Source organism: Meinhardsimonia xiamenensis (genome assembly GCF_900102905.1).
Classification (GTDB): domain Bacteria; phylum Pseudomonadota; class Alphaproteobacteria; order Rhodobacterales; family Rhodobacteraceae; genus Meinhardsimonia; species Meinhardsimonia xiamenensis.
In genome coordinates this window covers 403,187-422,135 of record NZ_FNFV01000002.1, presented here as the reverse complement: position 1 = coordinate 422,135, position 18,949 = coordinate 403,187, and the positions used below count along the sequence as shown (strand labels likewise).

17 protein-coding genes are annotated in these 18,949 nt (G+C 69.2%); 8 read left to right on the top strand and 9 right to left on the bottom strand.

Translation table 11 applies throughout. The features are described 5' to 3' along the window. Positions 1–153: 153 nt before the first annotated feature. Both BLQ14_RS05905 and BLQ14_RS05900 read left to right on the top strand, forming a co-directional pair. Entirely contained in the window at positions 154–3,039 is a 2,886-nt protein-coding gene (locus BLQ14_RS05905) for a valine--tRNA ligase (RefSeq protein ID WP_092499142.1), read from the top strand. A 49-nt stretch (positions 3,040–3,088) separates the two neighbouring features. Continuing rightward, complete coding sequence (locus tag BLQ14_RS05900) at positions 3,089–4,198, top strand: pyridoxal phosphate-dependent aminotransferase (protein WP_092499141.1); 1,110 nt, start codon at positions 3,089–3,091, stop codon at positions 4,196–4,198. Between the two features lie 3 nt (positions 4,199–4,201). Here BLQ14_RS05900 and cobT read toward each other — a convergent pair whose 3' ends face one another. Next, positions 4,202–5,218 (bottom strand): nicotinate-nucleotide--dimethylbenzimidazole phosphoribosyltransferase, encoded by a 1,017-nt coding sequence (gene cobT / locus BLQ14_RS05895; protein WP_092499140.1) that lies wholly within the window; start codon positions 5,216–5,218, stop codon positions 4,202–4,204. 80 nt (positions 5,219–5,298) lie between these two features. Between cobT and BLQ14_RS05890 the strand changes: the two genes are divergently transcribed. After that, the gene (locus BLQ14_RS05890) at positions 5,299–6,072 is read left to right on the top strand and encodes an adenosylcobinamide-GDP ribazoletransferase (RefSeq protein WP_245656956.1); all 774 of its coding nucleotides are present in this window, start codon (positions 5,299–5,301) and stop codon (positions 6,070–6,072) included. Between the two features lie 64 nt (positions 6,073–6,136). Here BLQ14_RS05890 and BLQ14_RS05885 read toward each other — a convergent pair whose 3' ends face one another. From BLQ14_RS05885 to BLQ14_RS05865, 5 genes are all read right to left on the bottom strand, one after another. Further along, positions 6,137–6,649 (bottom strand): CarD family transcriptional regulator, encoded by a 513-nt coding sequence (locus BLQ14_RS05885; RefSeq protein ID WP_092499138.1) that lies wholly within the window; start codon positions 6,647–6,649, stop codon positions 6,137–6,139. Between the two features lie 317 nt (positions 6,650–6,966). Beyond that, entirely contained in the window at positions 6,967–7,305 is a 339-nt protein-coding gene (gene fdxA / locus BLQ14_RS05880; protein WP_092499137.1) for a ferredoxin FdxA, read from the bottom strand. 52 nt (positions 7,306–7,357) lie between these two features. Beyond that, complete coding sequence (locus tag BLQ14_RS05875; RefSeq protein ID WP_092499136.1) at positions 7,358–7,735, bottom strand: RNA-binding S4 domain-containing protein; 378 nt, start codon at positions 7,733–7,735, stop codon at positions 7,358–7,360. A 9-nt stretch (positions 7,736–7,744) separates the two neighbouring features. Then, positions 7,745–10,624 carry a helicase-related protein gene (locus BLQ14_RS05870; RefSeq protein ID WP_092499134.1) on the bottom strand — a complete coding sequence of 960 codons (2,880 nt, stop codon included), beginning with the start codon at positions 10,622–10,624 and terminating at the stop codon, positions 7,745–7,747. A 54-nt stretch (positions 10,625–10,678) separates the two neighbouring features. After that, positions 10,679–11,146, bottom strand: a complete 468-nt coding sequence (locus BLQ14_RS05865; protein WP_092499133.1) for a tetratricopeptide repeat protein — start codon at positions 11,144–11,146, stop codon at positions 10,679–10,681. A gap of 178 nt (positions 11,147–11,324) precedes the next feature. Here BLQ14_RS05865 and BLQ14_RS05860 point away from each other — a divergent pair, with 178 nt between their 5' ends. Next, positions 11,325–11,612: an SCP2 sterol-binding domain-containing protein gene (locus tag BLQ14_RS05860; RefSeq protein WP_092499132.1), complete on the top strand. Its 288-nt coding sequence runs from the start codon at positions 11,325–11,327 to the stop codon at positions 11,610–11,612. Between the two features lie 9 nt (positions 11,613–11,621). Further along, a complete protein-coding gene (locus BLQ14_RS05855) occupies positions 11,622–12,557 on the top strand; it encodes an alpha/beta fold hydrolase (RefSeq protein ID WP_092499131.1) in 936 nt (311 codons plus the stop codon). 19 nt (positions 12,558–12,576) lie between these two features. Here BLQ14_RS05855 and BLQ14_RS05850 read toward each other — a convergent pair whose 3' ends face one another. Beyond that, on the bottom strand, positions 12,577–13,341 hold the full coding sequence (locus tag BLQ14_RS05850; protein WP_092499130.1) for an HpcH/HpaI aldolase family protein: 765 nt from the start codon (positions 13,339–13,341) through the stop codon (positions 12,577–12,579). 70 nt (positions 13,342–13,411) lie between these two features. Next, complete coding sequence (locus BLQ14_RS05845; RefSeq protein WP_092499128.1) at positions 13,412–14,158, bottom strand: MBL fold metallo-hydrolase; 747 nt, start codon at positions 14,156–14,158, stop codon at positions 13,412–13,414. Between the two features lie 150 nt (positions 14,159–14,308). On the opposite strand from BLQ14_RS05845, the gene BLQ14_RS05840 reads away from it, so the two are divergent. From BLQ14_RS05840 to BLQ14_RS05830, 3 genes are all read left to right on the top strand, one after another. Continuing rightward, a complete protein-coding gene (locus BLQ14_RS05840) occupies positions 14,309–15,325 on the top strand; it encodes a hypothetical protein (RefSeq protein ID WP_092499126.1) in 1,017 nt (338 codons plus the stop codon). Between the two features lie 72 nt (positions 15,326–15,397). Continuing rightward, complete coding sequence (locus BLQ14_RS05835) at positions 15,398–16,807, top strand: trypsin-like peptidase domain-containing protein (RefSeq protein WP_092499124.1); 1,410 nt, start codon at positions 15,398–15,400, stop codon at positions 16,805–16,807. Positions 16,808–16,883: 76 nt separating this feature from the next. Continuing rightward, positions 16,884–18,185, top strand: a complete 1,302-nt coding sequence (locus BLQ14_RS05830) for an O-acetylhomoserine aminocarboxypropyltransferase/cysteine synthase family protein (protein WP_092499122.1) — start codon at positions 16,884–16,886, stop codon at positions 18,183–18,185. 50 nt (positions 18,186–18,235) lie between these two features. Here BLQ14_RS05830 and BLQ14_RS05825 read toward each other — a convergent pair whose 3' ends face one another. Further along, positions 18,236–18,928: an SIMPL domain-containing protein gene (locus tag BLQ14_RS05825; protein ID WP_092499478.1), complete on the bottom strand. Its 693-nt coding sequence runs from the start codon at positions 18,926–18,928 to the stop codon at positions 18,236–18,238. Positions 18,929–18,949 lie beyond the last annotated feature (21 nt).

Genomic DNA, 18,949 nt, shown 5'->3' with positions numbered 1-18,949 from the left:
AACCTCGCGGGAGAGTATCCAGCGCATCGGCGGTGTCCAGTCGATCGCGGCGGCGCCACATCACCCGCGCGGCGGCTTTCCCGCCCTTTCCCTTGCCGGCCGCTTTCGCTAGTGAGGCGCCGATTGCGGACAAGCGGCAGGGAGCTCAGGGCCATGCCCCTCGACAAGAAATTCGACGCGCGCGCGGCCGAGACGCGCATCTACGAGGCCTGGGAGAAGGCCGGCGCCTTCCGCGCCGGCGCCAACGCCTCGCGGGACGAGACCTTCTGCATCATGATCCCGCCGCCCAATGTCACCGGCTCGCTGCACATGGGCCACGCCTTCAACAACACGCTGCAGGACATCCTCGTGCGCTGGCACCGGATGCGCGGCTTCGACACGCTCTGGCAGCCCGGCCAGGACCATGCCGGCATCGCCACGCAGATGGTGGTGGAGCGCGAACTGGCCAAGGAAGGGCTCGACCGCCGCGAGATGGGGCGCGAGAAGTTTCTCGAGCGCGTGTGGGCGTGGAAGGAGCAGTCAGGCGGCACCATCATCAACCAGCTCAAGCGGCTCGGGGCCTCCTGCGACTGGTCGCGCAACGCCTTCACCATGGACGAGACCTTCCAGCGCGCGGTGATCCGCGCCTTCGTGGAATTCTACCGCAAGGGCTGGATCTACCGCGGCAAGCGGCTGGTCAACTGGGACCCGCATTTCGAGACCGCCATCTCCGATCTCGAGGTCGAGCAGGTCGAGGTTGACGGCAAGATGTGGCGCTTCCGCTATCCGCTCGAGGATGGCCTGAGCTACCGCCACCCCGTCGCCTTCGACGAAGAGGGCAACCCCACCGAATGGGAGGAGCGCGACTATCTCGTCGTCGCCACCACCCGCCCCGAGACGATGCTGGGCGACACCGGCGTTGCCGTTCACCCGGAGGATCCGCGCTATCGCGAGCTGATCGGCCGCCATGTGATCCTGCCGATCGTCGGGCGGCGCATTCCCATCGTCGCCGATGAATACGCCGACCCCGAGAAGGGCACCGGCGCGGTGAAGATCACCCCCGCCCATGACTTCAACGACTGGGAGGTCGGGCAGCGCTGCGGGCTGCGCGCCATAAACGTGATGACGACCCGCGCGGCGATGTGGCTGAAGGACAACCCCGATTTCGCCGAAGGCTGCCCGCCTGACGACGTGGCCCGCGCCATCCAGCTTCTCGACGGGCTCGACCGCTACGAGGCGCGCGATGCCATCGTCACGCTCGCCCGCGACGAGGGCTGGCTCGACGGCATCGACGAAGACCGGCACATCGTCCCCCACGGGGACCGCTCGAAAGTTGCCATCGAACCCTACCTGACCGACCAGTGGTTCGTTGACACGAGCAAGATCGTTCAGCCCGCCATCGACGCGGTGAAGACCGGCGAGGTCGAGATCCTGCCCGAGCAGGACAAGAAGGTGTATTTCAACTGGCTCGAGAACATCGAGCCTTGGTGCATCTCGCGTCAGCTGTGGTGGGGGCATCAGATTCCGGTCTGGTACGGGCCGGGCCGCACCGCTGACGGGCGCATCGACTATTCCGCCCGTGCCGAGCACGCCTTCTGCGGCGAGAGCTTCGAGGAGGTCGCGGCCGAGGCGCGCGCCTTCTACGGCGTCGACGAGGTGCACGAGAAGACCGACATCGCCGACGCGATCGAGGATCAGCTCGAAAGCCTGAGCCACGACAGCCGCGCCATCACGCTCTGGCGCGATCCCGACGTGCTCGACACCTGGTTCTCGTCCGGTCTCTGGCCCATCGGCACGCTGGGCTGGCCGGACGACACGCCGGAGCTGCGCAGGTATTACCCCACCGATGTTCTGATCACCGGCTTTGACATCATCTTCTTCTGGGTCGCCCGGATGATGATGATGGAATACGCCCTTGTCGGCCAGAAGCCCTTCTCGACCGTCTACGTCCACGCGCTGGTGCGTGACGAGAAGGGCAAGAAGATGTCGAAGTCGCTCGGCAACGTGCTCGACCCCTTGGAGCTGATCGAGGAGTTCGGCGCCGACGCGGTGCGCTTCACCCTCGCCGCGATGGCCGCGATGGGGCGCGATCTGAAGCTCTCAACCTCGCGCATCGCGGGCTACCGCAACTTCGGCACCAAGCTGTGGAACGCGGTGCGCTTTGCCGAGATGAACGGCGTCTACGAGGTCCACCGCGACGGGGCGGCGATGCCTGAGCCCCGCGCCACCGCCAACCGCTGGATCCTCGGCGAAACCGCGCGCGTGCGCGAGGAGGTTGACGCCGCGCTCTCCGCCTTCCGCTTCAACGATGCGGCGAATGCGCTCTACGCCTTCGTCTGGGGGCGGGTCTGCGACTGGTATGTGGAGTTTGCCAAGCCGCTTCTGGCGAGCGAGGACGCGGAGCTTGTCGCCGAGACGCGCGCCACCATGGGCTGGGTGCTCGACCGCTGCCTTGTGCTGCTGCACCCCTTCATGCCCTTCATCACCGAAGAGCTGTGGGGCGCGACGCTTCCGCGGGCCAAGATGCTCGTTCATGCCGACTGGCCCGAGACGCTTTCGGCGGCAGAGGTGGTCGATGCGAAGGCCGAGCGCGAGATGCGCTGGGTGATCGCGCTCATCGAGGAGATCCGCTCGGCGCGGGCGCAGATGCGGGTGCCGGCGGGGCTGTGGATCCCGATGCTTGAGCTCGAGCTTGACGCGCATGGCCGCGAGGCGCTTGCCTGCAACGAGGCGCTGATCACCCGCCTTGCCCGCATCGGCTCGATCGAGGAGGCCGAGGCAGCGCCGAAGGGCTCGGTGACGGTGGCGGTGGAGGGCGGCAGCTTCTGCCTGCCGCTCGAGGGCATCATCGACGTGGCGGCCGAGCGCGCGCGGCTCGAGAAGACCGTGGCGAAGCTCGAGAAGGAGCTCGCGGGGCTCAAGGGGCGGCTTTCCAACCCGAAATTCGTGGAAAGCGCCCCCGAGGAAGTGGTCGAGGAGACGCGCGAGAATGCCGCGGCGCGCGAAGAGGAACTCGCCAAGCTGCGCGCCGCGCTCGAGCGGCTGACGGAAGCGGCGTGAGGCCCGCGCCGGCTTTCGCCGCCGCCTGTGGCGCGCTGGAGAAACGCCCATGACCGGACCACGCCTCACGCCTCTTTCCGCCTCCCTGCCCTCGACCGTGCCCTTCGTCGGGCCCGAGGCGCAGGAGCGCGCGCGCGGCCGTCCTTTCCGCGCCCGGCTCGGCGCCAATGAATCCGTCTTCGGCCCCTCGCCTGCCGCCATCGAGGCGATGGAGCGCGCCGCCGCGCAAGTCTGGATGTATGGCGACCCCGAAAACCACGACCTGCGCCACGCGCTCGCCGGGCGGCACGGGGTGAAGCCCGAGAACATCGTGGTCGGCGAGGGCATCGACGGGCTTCTGGGCTATCTCGTGCGGCTGCTGGTGGCGCCCGGCGATCCGGTGGTCACCTCGGCCGGCGCCTATCCCACCTTCAACTACCATGTGGCGGGCTACGGCGGGGTGCTGCACACCGTCCCCTACCGGGATGACCGGGAGGATGCGCTGGCGCTTGCCGAAAAGGCACGCGAGGTAGATGCAAAGCTCGTCTATCTCGCCAATCCCGACAACCCGATGGGCACATGGCTGAGCGCGGGCGAGATCGCCGCGATGCTCGAGGCGCTGCCCGAAAGCACGCTTCTGGTGCTCGACGAAGCCTATGTGGAGTTCGCCCCTGAAGGCACGGCACCGCCGATTGACGCGGGCGATCCCCGGCTCATCCGCATGCGCACCTTCTCCAAGGCCCATGGCATGGCCGGGGCGCGGGTGGGCTATGCGATCGGGGAGGCCGGGCTGATCGCGGCCTTTGACAAGGTGCGCAATCACTTCGGCGTGGGCCGCATCGCCCAAGAGGGGGCGCTTGCGGCCCTTGGCGACAAGAGGCACTTGGCTTGGGTCATTGCGGAGGTGGAGCGCGCCCGCGCGCGCATCGGCGAAATCGCGCGGGAAAACGGCCTCACGCCCCTGCCCTCGGCCACGAATTTCGTCACCATCGACTGCGGCGGCGATGGCGACTTCGCCCGCGCCGTGCTGAAGGGCCTGATCGCGCGCGACGTGTTTGTGCGCATGCCCTTCGTTGCCCCGCAGGACCGCTGCATTCGCGTCACCGCCGGGCGGCCTGCCGATCTCGACATCTTCGCCGAGGCCCTGCCGGGCGCGCTTGCCGACGCGCGCCGCGGCTGAGGCTCAGCCTTCCGCCACCCCCGCCTCGGCGAAGGTCGCCATGCCGGAATGGCAGGCGAGGGCACCTTTCAGCACCTGAATCGCCAGCGCCGCGCCCGAGCCCTCGCCGAGCCTCAGCCCGAGCCGCAGCAGAGGCTCCTTGCCAAGCCGCGCGAGAAGCCGCGCGTGGCCCGGCTCCTCCGAGACATGCCCCGCCACCGCGTGATCGAGCGCACCGGGCCGCACGGCCTCCAGCGGTGCGACGGCGGCGGTGCAGATGAAGCCGTCAAGGATGACCGGGATGCGCGCCTGCCGCGCGGCGAGAACCGCGCCGGCCATGGCGGCAAGCTCGCGCCCGCCCAGCCGGCGCAGCACCTCGAAGGGGTCGGAAAGCGCCTCGGCGTGGCGCGCAAGACCCGCGGCCACAACCTCCCGCTTGCGTGCAAGCCCCGCGTCATCGACCCCCGTGCCGCGGCCGACCCAGTCCTCCGCCTCGCCGCCGAAGAGCCCGGCCGCAACCGCCGCCGCGGCGGTGGTGTTGGCAATGCCCATCTCGCCCACCACGAGGAGATCGGACGCGCGATCGACGGCCTCCCAGCCGGCCATCAGCGCGGCAAGAAACTCCGCCTCGCTCATCGCCGGCCCTTCGGTGAAATCCGCCGTCGGGCGGTCGAGGTCGAGCGCCACCACGTCAAGCCGTGCCCCGGCGAGCCCCGCAAGCTGGTTGATCGCGGCGCCACCGGCCTTGAAATTCGCCACCATCTGCACGGTCACATCGGCCGGAAAGGCGGATACCCCGCGCGCCGCCACGCCGTGGTTGCCGGCAAACACCACCACCTGCGGCCGTTCGATGCGCGGGCGCGGGTCGCCGCGCCAGCCGGCATACCAGATCGCCAGATCCTCGAGCCGCCCCAGCGCCCCCGGCGGCTTGGTCAGCTGGCCGTTGCGTTCCCGCGCCGCCGCGACCGCTTCTGGATCCGGACCGGGCAGATCCTTGAGAAGACTGCGGAAATCATCGATCGCGCGGGGTGCATCCAGCATCGTCCCTGCCCCTCTCCCGGTTGTCCCGCCGTTCGTTATCGCGCAAGCTTGGGCAGCGACAAGGCCAAAAGGGACACATCATGGCAATCGGCGACACGCACAGGCCACGAATGGAGGACATTGGCGCCGCACTGGGGCTTCTGACGCGCCTGCCGCTGCCCGCGGGGCTTGCCGATGGTCGCGCGCGGGGTGCGGCCGCGGCCTGGGCCTGGCCGCTCGCCGGGCTCGTCGTGGGGCTGATCGCGGCGCTTGCGGGCGCGCTTGCGCTCGCGCTCGGCCTGCCCGCGGGACTGGCTGCTGCGGCGGCGCTCGGCGTGCAGGTCATGGTGACGGGGGCGATGCACGAGGACGGGCTTGCCGACTGCGCCGACGGCTTCTGGGGCGGCTGGAGCCGCGAGCGCCGCCTCGAGATCATGCGTGACAGCCGCATCGGCAGCTTCGGGGTACTGGCCCTCGTGCTGACGGTCATCGCCCGCTGGTCGGCGCTTGCCGCGCTCTTCGCCGCCGGCAGCGTGGCCGCGCCGCTCCTTGCCGCAGCGGCGCTTTCGCGCGCTGCAATGGCCGCAATCATGGCGCTCCTGCCGGGCGCGCGGAGCGACGGGCTCTCGGCCTCCGTCGGCCGGCCAGCCGCGCGAATCGTATGGTGGGCGCTCGGCGTGGCCGCGCTCGCCGCGGTGCTCTTCACGGGCCTCTCGGGCCTGCTTGCCGGCGGGACTGCGGCGGCGCTTGGCGCCGTCGGCGTTGCCGCGCTCGCCCGGGCGCGCATCGGCGGACAGACGGGGGACGTGCTCGGCGCGGGGCAGCAGATGAGCGAGCTTGCTGCCCTCGCCGCCTTCGCCGCCCTCTTCACCTGAGCGCCAAAGGAAAACCGCCCGCACCTTGCGGCACGGGCGGCGCATTCTGTTGGCCGTATCGGCTTCAGGCGGCGGCGCGGCTCGTCAGCACCTCGTCCACCTGCGCCGCGGCGGTCGCCTCGTCAAAGCCCGAGACGGCCGCAATCTCCCGCGTCAGGCGCTCGAGCGCCGCCTCGTAGAGCTGACGCTCCGAATAGCTCTGCTCGCGCTGCTCGTCGGTGCGGTGCAGGTCGCGCACCACCTCGGCGATGGCGATGAGATCGCCGGAATTGATCTTCTGTTCGTATTCCTGCGCCCGGCGCGACCACATCGCTTTCTTGACGCGGGCCTTGCCCTTCAGCGTGTCCATCGCCTTCGACACGATGTCGGGCGAAGACAGGGTGCGCATCCCGATCTGCGCGGCCTTGTCGGTGGGCACGCGCAGGGTCATCTTGTCCTTCTCGAAGGAGATCACGAAAAGCTCCAGCTCGATGCCGGCGATCTCCTGCTTTTCGATCGAGACGATCCGGCCCACCCCGTGGGCAGGATAGACGACGAAATCATTGGGACGGAATTCGGGTTTCTTCGCTTTGCTCATGCAGACTTCCTCGCAAGGATCCCCTTGGCGGCAGCGACAGGATCCCGCCGGGAAACGTGCATTTCCCTTCGGCCTGTCGTATGTCGCAGCTTTACTCCCCGCGGGCGGCACACCCGCTGGCGGCATCAGGTTTCCGGTGTCGTTGTATCTGCATATATAGCAGAATCGCGGGCGATTTCCAAGCGCCCGCCTCTCCGATAGATCTTCGCGCCGCGATCATTCACGATCACCGACCAATCGGGAAGACTCCCAGAGCGTTGTCCATGGCGCCCCAGGCCGCGCCGCCATGCACCAGCGCCCGGCCGATTCGGCGCCCCTCAGCCACCCGGCCCCGGGTTGGGCGAGAAGTATTTCTCGAGCTTCCCTTCCTCGCCGTCATGCTTCTCGGCATCGGGCATCGGATCCTTCTTGGTCACGATGACCGGCCACTGTTCGGCGTACTTGCGGTTGAACTCCACCCAGAACTCGGTGCCGGGCTCGGTATCGGGGCGGATGGCATCGGCAGGGCATTCCGGCTCGCACACACCGCAGTCGATGCACTCGTCGGGGTGGATCACCAGCATGTTCTCGCCCTCGTAGAAGCAGTCCACGGGGCACACCTCCACGCAGTCGGTGTATTTGCACATGATGCAGTTGTCGTTGACGATATAGGTCATCTGGTGATCCCAACCGTTTGCACTGGCGCTCTAGCTAGTCCGATCGAAAGGATCATTCAAGCGCCGATCCGCCGCGCTGCGGCATCGCCCGCCGGGCCTTCTTGGTCGGGCGCCCGCCTGCCTCGCGGTGCGGCGCGCCGGCAGGCTCGACCGATGCCGGCGGCGAAAGATCCTCATAGAGCGCGCGCGCCTCGGAAGCGGGACCGCGGCGCTCGCCCAGCGCCAGGATGCGCACGACGCGGATCGCCCGGGCCTGTGGAAACGTCAGCGTGTCGCCAGGCGCCACCGACTGGGCCGGCTTGGAGACCTTGCGGGAATTGACCCGCACATGACCCGCCGCCACCACCCGTGCCGCGAGGCTGCGCGTCTTGAAGAAGCGCGCCTGCCACAGCCACTTGTCGAGGCGCAGTCTTTGCGGTGTCTCTTCCACCTGTGCCGACTAGTCTCCGCTCTTCAACGCCATGAGCGCCGCGGCAAAGGGGTTGTCGGGGTCGATGCCCTTTTCCTTCTTCGGCGGGCGCGCATGCCAGCTTGCGGGCTTGGCTGCACGCTCCTTGCCTGTGCCCTTTTGCCCCTTGCTGGGGCCGCGACCGGGCTTGGCACCCTTGGGGCGCCCGCCACCCTCGGCCCTGCCGCGCCCATCGCGCCGACCGGCCGAGCGCTTCCGCCGCGCCCAGGTGAAGGTGTAGAAGACTTCCGTGACCGGCGGCTCGCCTTCCGCGGGCGTCGCATCCCCGGCCATGCCGTCGTTCGGCGCGTCCTCGGCTGTCTCCGCCGTGATCGGCGCGTCGGGCCGCTCCGGCGCTGTCCCGGCCAAAGTCGCCTCTTCCGGCTCGGAGCCGTCCGCCTGCGGCGCGGAAGTCCCCTCCGGCGTGACGTCAGCGCCGCCTGCGCCCGGCGCGCCATCGGCTTGCGCAAGGGCGTCCTGCGCGCGCGCAGGCCGCGCCTTGGGCCGCTCGCCGCGCTCGGCGCGATAGCCGAGCCCTTCCATCAGCCCGGCGAACTGCTCGAGCGTGAGCCCGGTGATCGACAGCATGTCGGGCGTTGCCTCGAAACCGGCGCGGCTGTCCTGGCCGCGCAGCATGTCGGCGAGCCGCTCGAGCATGTCGATGCGGATCGCCCGCGCCCCGGCCGGACGGTAGCCCGACATCAGAAGCTGCTCCTCATCCGCACCCGCCGGCACCGGTATCGTCACCAGGCCCGGCGGCGGGCTCGAGGGAAACTCGTCAAGGCCCTTGCCAAGCGCCCACAGCAAGAGCCGCAGCCGCGTGGGCGCGGGCTTCAGCAGCGCCGGCAGAAAGATCGTGTATTGCCCGAAGCGTACGCCGTGACGGCGCAGACTCGCCCGGGCCTCCTGGTCGAGTTCCCGCACCTCGCCCGCCACGCGTTCGCGCGGGACGATGCCGAAGCCCTCGATCAACCGGAAGGCAAAGCCGCGCGCCAGCCCCGTCAACCCCTCATCCCGGGACATGGCAATCAGCGGCTCGAAGAGCGTGGCGATCTTGCGGTCAACGAAGTGCTGCAGCCGCCGCTCCACCTTCTGCGCCACGTCCGGCCCCGCCTCCTCATCAACGAAGGCCTCCACCCGAGGCTTCAAGGGCTCGGGGCCGGCAACGAGCTTGCCCACCGCATGCTCGCCCCACATCAGACCGCCCTGTTCGGTGAAGTCGATCTCGGTGTCGGGAGCGTTGTAGAACCGGTCGGCGCGCAGGTGGAATTCGGGCCTCAGCGCCTTTTCGCTCGCCTGGCGCAGGGTGCGCGCCTCCTCGCCGCGTGCGCTCGGATCCTGAATGAAGCGGAAGCCCTCGAGGCGTCCCGCGAACTGCCCCTCGACGCTGACCTCGCCCTTGTCGTTGACCTCGGCCACCAGGCTCTCCTTCTGCTTGAGCCGGCGCAGGAGCACGCTGGTGCGCCGGTCCACGAACCGTTGCGTCAGACGCTCATGCAGCGCGTCCGACAGACGATCTTCTACCGCGCGCGTCTCGCCGCGCCAATGACTTTCATCATCCACCCAGCCGCGGCGCTGGGCGACATAGGTCCATGTGCGGATGTAGGCGAGGCGCTTGGACAGCGTGTCGATGTCGCCGTCGGTGCGGTCGATGCGCCGGATCTGGCGCGCGAGCCAGTCATCGGGCACCTGCCCTCCGTCGTGCAGAAACCCGTAGATCCGCTCGAGGAGCCCGGCATGTTCGGCCGGCGAGATGCCGCGGAAATCGGGGATGCGGCAGACGTCCCACAACAGCCGGACTGCCTGCGGCCCGTCAAGGCGCGCCCGCACCTGCGGCAGCGCGGCGAGCGTTCTGAGCGCGACCAGATCGTCGGCTTCCCGCGCGCGGGTGAGCCAGGGATTGTCGGTGGTCTGCTCGAGCGAGGCGATGAGCCGGTCGGCCGAGCCGAAGTCGAGCCGGCTGTTGCGCCATTCCAGCTTGCGGATCGGGGTGAAGCGGTGGTTCTCGATCGCGTCGATCACCTCCGGGCCAAGAGGCGGTGCCTCGCCGGTGGTGCCGAAGCTGCCCGGCCGCATGTGCCGCCCCGCGCGCCCGGCGATCTGCGCAAGCTCGTTGGGCGCGAGCGGCCGCAGCCGGCGGCCGTCGAACTTATTCAGACCCGCGAAGGCGACATGGTCGATGTCGAGGTTGAGCCCCATGCCGATGGCATCAGTGGCGACCATGAAGTCGACATCGCCATTCTGGTAGAGCTCCACCTGGGCGTTGCGGGTGCGCGGGGAAAGCGCCCCCATCACCACCGCCGCCCCGCCCCTGAGCCGCCGGATCGCCTCGGCGATGGCATAGACGCCTTCCACCGAGAAGCCGACGATGGCCGAGCGCGCCGGCATGCGGGAGATCTTCTTCGGCCCCACATAGCTGAGTTGCGAGAAGCGCTCGCGGCCCAGAAAACGCACGCCCGGCACCAGCCCCGCGATCGCCCCGCGCATGGTGTCGGAGCCCAGAAACATCGTCTCGTGGCGGCCGCGGGCGTTCAGGAGCCGGTCGGTGAAGACATGGCCGCGCTCGGGGTCGGCGCAGAGCTGGATCTCGTCCACCGCCAGAAAATCGGGGTCGAGCCCGACAGGCATCGCCTCGACGGTGCAGACCCAGTAGGCCGCGCGCTCGGGCACGATGCGCTCCTCGCCGGTGACGAGCGCAACCACCGAGGGGCCGCGCAGACGCACGAGCCGGTCATAGACCTCGCGCGCGAGAAGCCTCAGCGGCAGGCCGATCACCCCGGTGCGGTGTGCCAGCATCCGCTCGAGAGCGTAGTGCGTCTTGCCGGTGTTGGTGGGGCCGAGAACGGCCACGATGCGCGACTGCCCCGCCATCGCTCTCTCGCCTCCTGCGCCGCCTCTTCCCTGCGCCAGCCCTTCGCCGCCGCCTCAGAGGGCGGTGCCGGCCGTGGCCTTCTCCAGCCGCTCGAGGGCCTCTCGTAGCTGCGGATGGTGGGGATGTATAGCCTCGAGCGCGCGCCAGGCTTCCAGCGCCGCCTCCTGCATGCCGATCTCCTCGAACATCACCGCAACCCCCACCAGCGCGCCGAAGTGGCGCGGGTTGAGCGCCAGCGCCCGTGCCAGATCGTCGAGCGCGGGGCCATGAAGCCCCTTGTGGAAATAGGCCAGCGCCCGGGCGTTGTAGGCTTCCGCGAAATCCGGAGCATGGTCGATCAGCGCGGTCAGATGCTCGATCGCTGCATCAAACTCCTCGGCCTCGAGCGCCTTGCGCCCGCGCTCCAGCAGAAGATCCATCGCCGCCGAGCCGGAACGTGACCAGATTGCCTCGATCTGGCGTTCGGTCGCCTCCCAGTTGGCGTTGTCGGGGTCGGCGAGTTCCTCGAGCAGCCGCTCCACGTCACGTTCCTGGGCCGCACCCCCGAACGGGACGAGCGCCAACACTGCGGCAAGAGCTGCCGCGACGACAGGTTTGAGAAATGCCGGGCGAGTATCCATACTGCGAATATAACCTCCCCCGGGAGGATTTCGACAGGCTGCAGAGCAGCCACCCGTCACAGGATCGAGAGAGTGTGAGATGAGCGATGTGATCGAGGCCGCGGTTGCGGCGCTGAAGGAACGGCTCGGCGAGGGATTCGACGGCTCGGTGAAATTCGTCATCGAGGGCGAGGGCGCGGTGGTGGTCGATGCCGCCGGCGTGCGCGCCGCCGACGAGGAGGCCGATGTGACGCTGACGGCCGATGCCGACACCTTTCAGGCGATGCTTTCGGGCGATCTGAACCCGACTGCGGCCTTCATGTCGGGCAGGCTCCGCGTCGATGGCGACATGGGCCAGGCGATGAAGCTCGGCGCGCTTCTGGCCTGAGGCCGGCCGGTGCCCGAGCCTGCGCCCTTTCTCGCCGACATCGCGGAGGGGCCGGCGGGGGGCCGCGCCTGCTGGCTCCGCGCTGCCGACGGCGTGCGGCTGCGCGCCTGTGTGTGGCCCGAAGGCGAGAAGGGCACCGTTCTGCTTTTCCCCGGCCGCACCGAGTATATCGAGAAATACAGCCGCCCCGCCGCCGAGCTTGCCGCGCGCGGCTGGCGCAGCGTGGCCATCGACTGGCGCGGCCAGGGGCTCTCGGCGCGGCTTCTCGATGATCCGGCCATGGGCCATGTGGTGCATTTCCGTGACTACCAGAAGGACGTCGCGGCGCTCAGCGAGTTCATCGTCGCAGAAGACCTGTCCGGCCCCTTCTTTCTCATCGCCCATTCCATGGGCGGGGCGATCGGGCTTGGCGCGCTGCACGAAGGGCTCGCCGTGCGGGCGGCGGCCTTCTCGGCGCCGATGTGGGGCATCCACCTCACCGCCCGCCAGCGGCCCATGGCCTGGGCGCTGGCGCTTGCGGCGCGCGCGCTCGGCCTTGAGCACCGCTATGCGCCGAGCACGAGCGCGGCAAGCTATCTCGCCGAGGCCGATTTCGCCGGCAACCTGCTCACCAGCGACCCCGAGAGCTGGGCATGGATGCAGTCTCATCTGAAGGCGCATCCCGAGCTCGCGTTGGGCGGGCCCAGCATCGGCTGGCTGCGCGAGGCGCTCTTCGAGACGCGGCGGCTGATGCGCCTGCCCGCCCCCGATGTGCCCGCGCTCGCCTTTCTTGGCAGCGAGGAGCGGGTTGTTGACCCCCGGCCCGTGATCAGGCGGATGCGCAGCTGGCCACGGGGCCGGCTTGAACTGGTGGAAGGAGCGCGTCACGAGATCATGATGGAGCGCCCCGAGATCCGCCGGCGCTTCTTCGACGAGGCGGACGCGCTGTTTTCGGCGTTCCTTTGAGAGGCGGCAGGACGCCGTCCTAGTTTTCTTGCCTCAGCGCCGCCACGGTCGCCCGCGCCGAGGCGGCCATGAACTGCAACTCGGAGGCGATGAAGAACATGCTCACCCCGTGCTTGCGCCAGGCCTCGGCCGCCGCGGCATCGGCAAAGAAGCTCATGTAAGTCTTGCCCGCCTTGCGCGCGGCCTCGCCGATCCGCGCCGCCGCCCGCTCGAGCGCCTCGCTGCCAAGCTGCGTCTCGCCCAGCGCAACGGTCATGTCCGCCGGCCCGAGGAAGAGCCCGTCGATCCCCTCGACCGCGGCGATCTCGTCGACCGCTTCGAGCCCCTCCGGCTCCTCGATCTGGGCGATGACCACCGTCTCGCGCCGCGACTGCTCCAGAAGCTCGGCCATCGGCCGCCCGCCGAGCCCCGCCCAGCGCGTGGCCCCGGCAAAGCCGCGCCCGCCGCGCCCGAAACGCGCCGCCGCCGCCGCGCCCTGCGCCCGTTCCACACTCCACACATGCGGCACGACCACGCCGACCGCGCCCGAATCGAGCGCCTGCAGGATGTCCTGCGGGGTGAAGGCGGGCACCCGCACAAGCACCGGGAAGTCGAGCGCGCGGGAGATCGCAAGGCAGGCATCCATCCGCGCCCGATCGAAGGCGGAGTGCTCGGCATCGAGGCAGACGAAATCAAGGCCGGTGCGCGCGAGCGTCTCGGTCACCTCGATCGCGGGGGTCTTCTGGAACGTGCCAACCAGCGACTCCCCTGCCCGCATGCGCTCGCGGAACCTCGCAATCTTCATCCGTAACTCCTCTGCAAGACGGTGCCCGGGCGCCAGCCTAGGCAGCCGCCTGCCATCCGCAAGCCGAAACTCACAGCGCGATCACCATTCCGTCCTCGGCGCGCTCGGCAGCGAGCGGGCCGGAGTGGGAGAGCATCTCCGGCCCCATGTGCACCAGAAGGATGCGCCGCGCCGACAGGCGGGGAAGCTCCGCGGCAAGCCGCTCGTGGCTCATGTGCCCGCCCTCGCCCGGCCCCGACCACAGGTTGCACTCGCACAGGAAGAGATCGGCGCCCTCGGCAAGCGCCACAAGGCTCTCGCACCAGCCCGAGTCGCCCGAGAAGGCGATCACCCGCCCGTCCGTTTCGAGCCTCAGGCCGGTGGCAGGCTCGGCCCCGGCGTCGTGGTTGACCGGCAGGCTCGTGATCCGCCGGCCGCCGCGTTCCATCGGCTCGCCCGGCGCAAGTTCCACAAGCTCCAGCGGAAAGCGCCACGCCGTGCGCCAGCTGCCGGGGTACATGGCCTCGTGCAGCGCACGCAGCCGCGCCGGCATGCCCGGCGGGCCGATCACGGTCAGCGGGTGGGCGGGATCGCCGTGAAATTCGCGCCAGAGCAGAAGGACCGGGAGCGCGCCGAAGTGATCTCCATGCAGGTGGCTCAGCACGATGGTCTCCACGCTGTCGGGCGCGATGCCTGCGCGCTGCAGCGACGTCAGGGCCGTCAGCCCGAAATCGAGCATCAGACGCCCCGCCCGATCCTCGACGAGATAGGCGGAGGTCATCCTTCCGCCGTCGGAAAAGGCATCTCCGCAGCCCAGAACGGTCAGTCTTACGGTCATCTGCGCCCCTCATGTGCCTGCAGCAACACGCGCCGGCGCCCCCTGGCCACGCATGGCGGCAACCGGCGCTTTCTCGTTACGCCGAAGGCGCCTATACTGCCACGCGAAACCCGCGCACAGGCAAGGACTGCGGGACGGGGACGAGTGGAAATGGCAGGCAAGCGCAAGACGGCAGGCAGGAAGCGTGTGCCCTTCAACGTGGCGATCGTGGGCCAGAAGGGGCGGCTTCAGTATGAGGCCGGGCTCTTTGTCGCCAGCCTGCGCCATGCCGACCCCGATTTCGCCGGCCGGCTGATCGTGCTCGAGCCGCAGCCGGGGCCGAGCTGGTCCTTCGACCCGCGGATGGACGATGCGGAGCTGCGCGCGCTGCTGCTCGATCTCGGCGCCGAGATCGTGCCTTTCGAGAACCGCCACTTCGGCGAGAGCTACCCGCAGGGCAACAAGATCGAGGGGCTGGCCGCCCTGCCCGCGGGCGAGCCTTTCGTCTTCTTCGACACCGACACGGTCATCACCGGACGGCTCAGCGAGGTGCCCTTCGACTTCGACCGGCCCTCCGCCTCGCTCCGGCGCGAGGGCACATGGCCAAAGATCGAGCTTTACGGCCCCACCTACCACCAGATCTGGAAGTCGCTTTACGACCGTTTCGGGCTGGACTTCGACTCTTCCCTCGACCTCTCCCAGCCCGAGGAATACTGGCAGCGCTTTCTCTACTTCAACGCCGGCTGGTTCTTCTACCGCGACCCGGCAGAGTTTGGCCGCCGCTTCACCGAATACGCGGTCTCGGTGCGCGATGACCCGCCGCCCGAGCTCGTCTGTCAGGAAATCTATCCTTGGCTTGACCAGATCGTTCTGCCGCTTGTCATCCACGGGCTTGGTGGGGGGCGGCAGACCATTCCGCCGGGGCTTCTTGACGGCTCGGTAAGCTGCCACTACCGGGTGTTTCCTCTGGCCTACGCGCGCGAGCCCGACCATGTGATCGACACCTTCGAGACGGTGATCTCGCCCAATCGCATCAAGAAGGTGCTCAAGCGTCACGAACCGATCCGCCGCTTCGTGCTGCAGGGCAAGGGTCGGCGCGCGCGGGCGCTGTTCGATCGCAACGACCTGCCCCCGCGCGAGCAGATGATCCGAAACCGATTGCGGCGCGAGGGGCTGTGGATGCGCTGACGGCTGCGCGCTGGCGCGGGGTCGGGGGCGCGCGCGGATCCGCCGCGGGCCATGGAGCAAAAGGGTGACGTCATGCGAAGACTTCGGCAAGGCGCTCTCTTCCTTCTGGCGCTTGTCCTGCCGCTGTTGGCGGCGCTCGCCGGGTCGGCAAGGGCCGAGCCGCGCGTTCCCGACAGCCGCGCCGAGATCACCCTGAGCTTCTCGCCGGTGGTCAAGGCCGCCGCGCCCGCGGTGGTGAACATCTACGCCCGAAAGATCGTGGAGACGCGCGTTTCGCCCTTTGCGCGCGATCCGTTCTTCTCGCAGCTCTTCGGTCTTGGCCCGACACGCCCGCGGGTGCAGAACTCGCTCGGTTCGGGTGTGATCGTCGACCCTGCGGGCATCGTGGTCTCGAATTACCACGTGGTGGGCGAGGCCGATGCCATCCGCGTGGTGCTCAATGACGGGCGCGAATTCGACGCCCATCCCCTCGTCGCCGACCGCGAGAACGATCTCGCGGTTCTGCGTCTCGAGGGCGCGCGCAACCTGCCCGCGCTGGAACTTGCCGATTCGGACGCGCTTGAGGTGGGCGATCTCGTTCTGGCCATCGGGAACCCCTTCGGCATCGGCCAGACGGTGACATCGGGCATCATCTCGGGGCTCGCGCGCTCGGGTCTGGCCGCCGGCAATCGCGCCGCCTACTTCATCCAGACCGACGCGCCGATCAATCCGGGCAACTCGGGCGGGGCGCTGGTGGACATGGCGGGCCGACTGGTCGGCATCAACACCATGATCCTGTCGCGCTCCGGCGGCTCCAATGGCATCGGCTTTGCCATCCCCTCGAACCTGGTGAAGCGCTACATCGAAGCTGCGCGCGCCGGCCAGAGGCGCGTGATCCGCCCCTGGCTCGGCGTCACCGTGCAGGATCTCGACGCCAGCCTTGCCGAAGCGCTCGGGATGGCCCGGCCGCAAGGCGTGCTGATCACCCGGCTCCACGCCCAGAGCCCGCTCGCCGCCGCCGGGATCAAGGAGGGGGACGTTCTGCTCGCCATTGCCGGCCAGCCGCTCGACTCGCCGGCGGCACTGGGATTCCGCCTTGCCGTGCTCGGCGTGGGCGGCAACGCGCGCCTCACCTATCTTGCAGATGGCCAGGAGCGGCAGGCCGAGATCACCCTCGCACCGCCCCCCGAGACGCCGCCGCGTGAGCGGATCGCACTGAACGCGGGAGGCATTCTGGACGGGCTGGTGATCTCCAACATCAATCCTGCGGTCATCGACGAGCTCGACTTGCCGCTCGACGCCCGCGGCGTGGTGGTCGAAGAGGTCCGCGGCCGCTCGGCGCGCACCGGACTCATGCCCGGCGACATCCTCATCGCCGTCAACGGGGTGGAGATCCGCGCGACGCGCGCACTCGAGCAGATCGCCCGCAGCCGCCCGAATGGCTGGGAGATCCTGTTCGAGCGTGGCGGTCAGCGCAGCCTGATCCGCATCCGCGGGCGCTGACGCGCGATGAGCGCCGGTTGCCGAGCCCGACCGCGCCGCGTAATCCTTGTGCCCGATTGTCATCAGGGAGAATCCCATGTCAGAAGGCCCCGCCTACGGTTTCGACACGCTGCAGATCCACGCCGGCGCCCGGCCCGATCCGGCCACCGGCGCGCGACAGGTGCCCATCTACCAGACCACGGCCTATGTGTTTCGCGATGCCGAACACGCCGCCGCCCTCTTCAACCTTCAGGAGGTGGGCTACATCTACTCCCGCCTCACCAACCCCACCGTTGCCGCGCTGCAGGAACGGGTGGCCACGCTCGAGGGCGGTCAGGGCGCGGTGTGCTGCTCCTCGGGCCACGCCGCCCAGATCATGGCGCTGTTTCCGCTGATGGCGCCGGGGCGCAACGTGGTCGCCTCCACGCGGCTCTATGGCGGCACCGTCACCCAGTTTTCCCACACCATCCGCCGCTTTGGCTGGTCGGCGAAATTCGTCGACACCGAGGATCTCGACGCGGTGCGCGCGGCGATCGACGATGACACCCGCGCGCTCTTCTGCGAGACCATCGCCAACCCCGGCGGCTACATCACCGATCTCGACGCGCTGGCGAAGATCGCCGACGAGGCCGGCATCCCGCTGATCGTCGACAACACCTCGGCCACGCCCTACCTCTGCCGGCCGATCGAGCATGGCGCGACGCTGGTGGTGCATTCGCTGACCAAGTATCTCACCGGCAACGGCACCGTGACCGGCGGCGCCGTCGTCGATTCCGGCAAGTTCGACTGGTCGGCGTCGGACAAGTTCCCCTCGCTCTCGGCGCCAGAGCCGGCCTATCACGGGCTCAAGTTCCATGAGACCTTCGGGCCGCTGGCGTTCACCTTCCACGGCATCGCGGTGGGCCTGCGCGACCTCGGCATGACGCTGAATCCGCAAGCCGCGCATTACACACTGCTCGGCATCGAGACGCTCAGCCTGCGCATGAAGAAGCATGTCGAGAACGCGGAAATCGTCGCGCGGTGGCTCGAGTCCGATCCGCGGGTCGAACACGTCACCTACGCGGGTCTCGAGAGCTCGCCCTACCACGAGCGGATGGCGCGGATCTGCCCCAAGGGGGCGGGGGCGCTTTTCACCTTCGCGGTGAAGGGAGGCTACGAGGCCTGTGTCAAGCTCGTCGACAGCCTGCAGATCTTCAGCCATGTCGCCAACCTCGGCGACGCGCGCTCGCTGATCATTCACTCGGCCTCCACCACGCACCGCCAGCTCACGCCCGAGCAGCAGAAGGCGGCCGGGGCGGAGCCGAACGTGGTGCGCGTGTCGATCGGGCTTGAAGACCCCAGCGACCTCATCGCCGATCTCGATCAGGCGCTGACGGCGGCCACCGGCGAGACGCGCTGAGAGCGCAGGCGCTGAACCTCGGTTCGAGGGCGGGCGGCGCGCCCGCCCGCTCAGCCCTGCTCGAGGGCGAACACCATGGTCACGGTGACCGACACCGTCACCTCCCCCGCGGCCACGGGCGCGCCGGGTGCGGCGGTACGCATCATCTCCATGGCCACCGGCGCGCCGCCGGAAGTCTCGGTGACGGAAACGACCGGACCAAGCCGCACCCCCGCCGCCTCGGCAAGCACCTGCGCGCGGCGCATCGCATCGGCCACGGCCAGCCGGCGCGCCTCCTCGGCGAGTGTCCCGGGCGCGTCGAGGCCGAAGCTCAGCCCGCGAAAGCTGTTCGCCCCGGCGGCAAGCACGGCGTCGAGCACGGCGCCGGCGCTTTCCACCGCGCGCAGCCGCACACGCAGCATGTTGCGCGCCTCGAAACCCGTGATCTCCATGTCCTCCGCGTCGCGCCCGCGCGCAATGCGGGGCTCCAGCGTGATCTCGCTTGTCTGCACATCGCGTGGTTCGACGCCGGCAGCCGCCAGGGCCTCGAGGATCGCGGCGGCGCCTTGAGACGCCGCCGCCATGGCCGCGCGCGCGGTCGGCGCGAATTCCTCGACGCCCAACGTCAGGTGCACGGTGTCGGGAGCGGCGCTCGCCTCGCCGTGGCCGGAGACGGTGATGGTCGCACGTTCATCTCCCGCCAATGCCGGCGCGGCGAACCAGAACAGCGCGAGCAGCGCGGAAAGCAGTTGTCGATGGTTCATGGGAAGTCCCTTGCCGTTGCA

Coding starts and splice junctions, on each gene's coding strand:
- fdxA (WP_092499137.1), bottom strand. CDS start 7,305: ATGACCTATATCGTCAACGACAACTGCATCATGTGCAAATACACCGAC.
- BLQ14_RS05890 (WP_245656956.1), top strand. CDS start 5,299: ATGGCAATCGGCGACACGCACAGGCCACGAATGGAGGACATTGGCGCC.
- BLQ14_RS05860 (WP_092499132.1), top strand. CDS start 11,325: ATGAGCGATGTGATCGAGGCCGCGGTTGCGGCGCTGAAGGAACGGCTC.
- BLQ14_RS05845 (WP_092499128.1), bottom strand. CDS start 14,158: ATGACCGTAAGACTGACCGTTCTGGGCTGCGGAGATGCCTTTTCCGAC.
- BLQ14_RS05905 (WP_092499142.1), top strand. CDS start 154: ATGCCCCTCGACAAGAAATTCGACGCGCGCGCGGCCGAGACGCGCATC.
- cobT (WP_092499140.1), bottom strand. CDS start 5,218: ATGCTGGATGCACCCCGCGCGATCGATGATTTCCGCAGTCTTCTCAAG.
- BLQ14_RS05850 (WP_092499130.1), bottom strand. CDS start 13,341: ATGAAGATTGCGAGGTTCCGCGAGCGCATGCGGGCAGGGGAGTCGCTG.
- BLQ14_RS05835 (WP_092499124.1), top strand. CDS start 15,398: ATGCGAAGACTTCGGCAAGGCGCTCTCTTCCTTCTGGCGCTTGTCCTG.
- BLQ14_RS05825 (WP_092499478.1), bottom strand. CDS start 18,928: ATGAACCATCGACAACTGCTTTCCGCGCTGCTCGCGCTGTTCTGGTTC.
- BLQ14_RS05830 (WP_092499122.1), top strand. CDS start 16,884: ATGTCAGAAGGCCCCGCCTACGGTTTCGACACGCTGCAGATCCACGCC.
- BLQ14_RS05900 (WP_092499141.1), top strand. CDS start 3,089: ATGACCGGACCACGCCTCACGCCTCTTTCCGCCTCCCTGCCCTCGACC.
- BLQ14_RS05840 (WP_092499126.1), top strand. CDS start 14,309: ATGGCAGGCAAGCGCAAGACGGCAGGCAGGAAGCGTGTGCCCTTCAAC.
- BLQ14_RS05885 (WP_092499138.1), bottom strand. CDS start 6,649: ATGAGCAAAGCGAAGAAACCCGAATTCCGTCCCAATGATTTCGTCGTC.
- BLQ14_RS05870 (WP_092499134.1), bottom strand. CDS start 10,624: ATGGCGGGGCAGTCGCGCATCGTGGCCGTTCTCGGCCCCACCAACACC.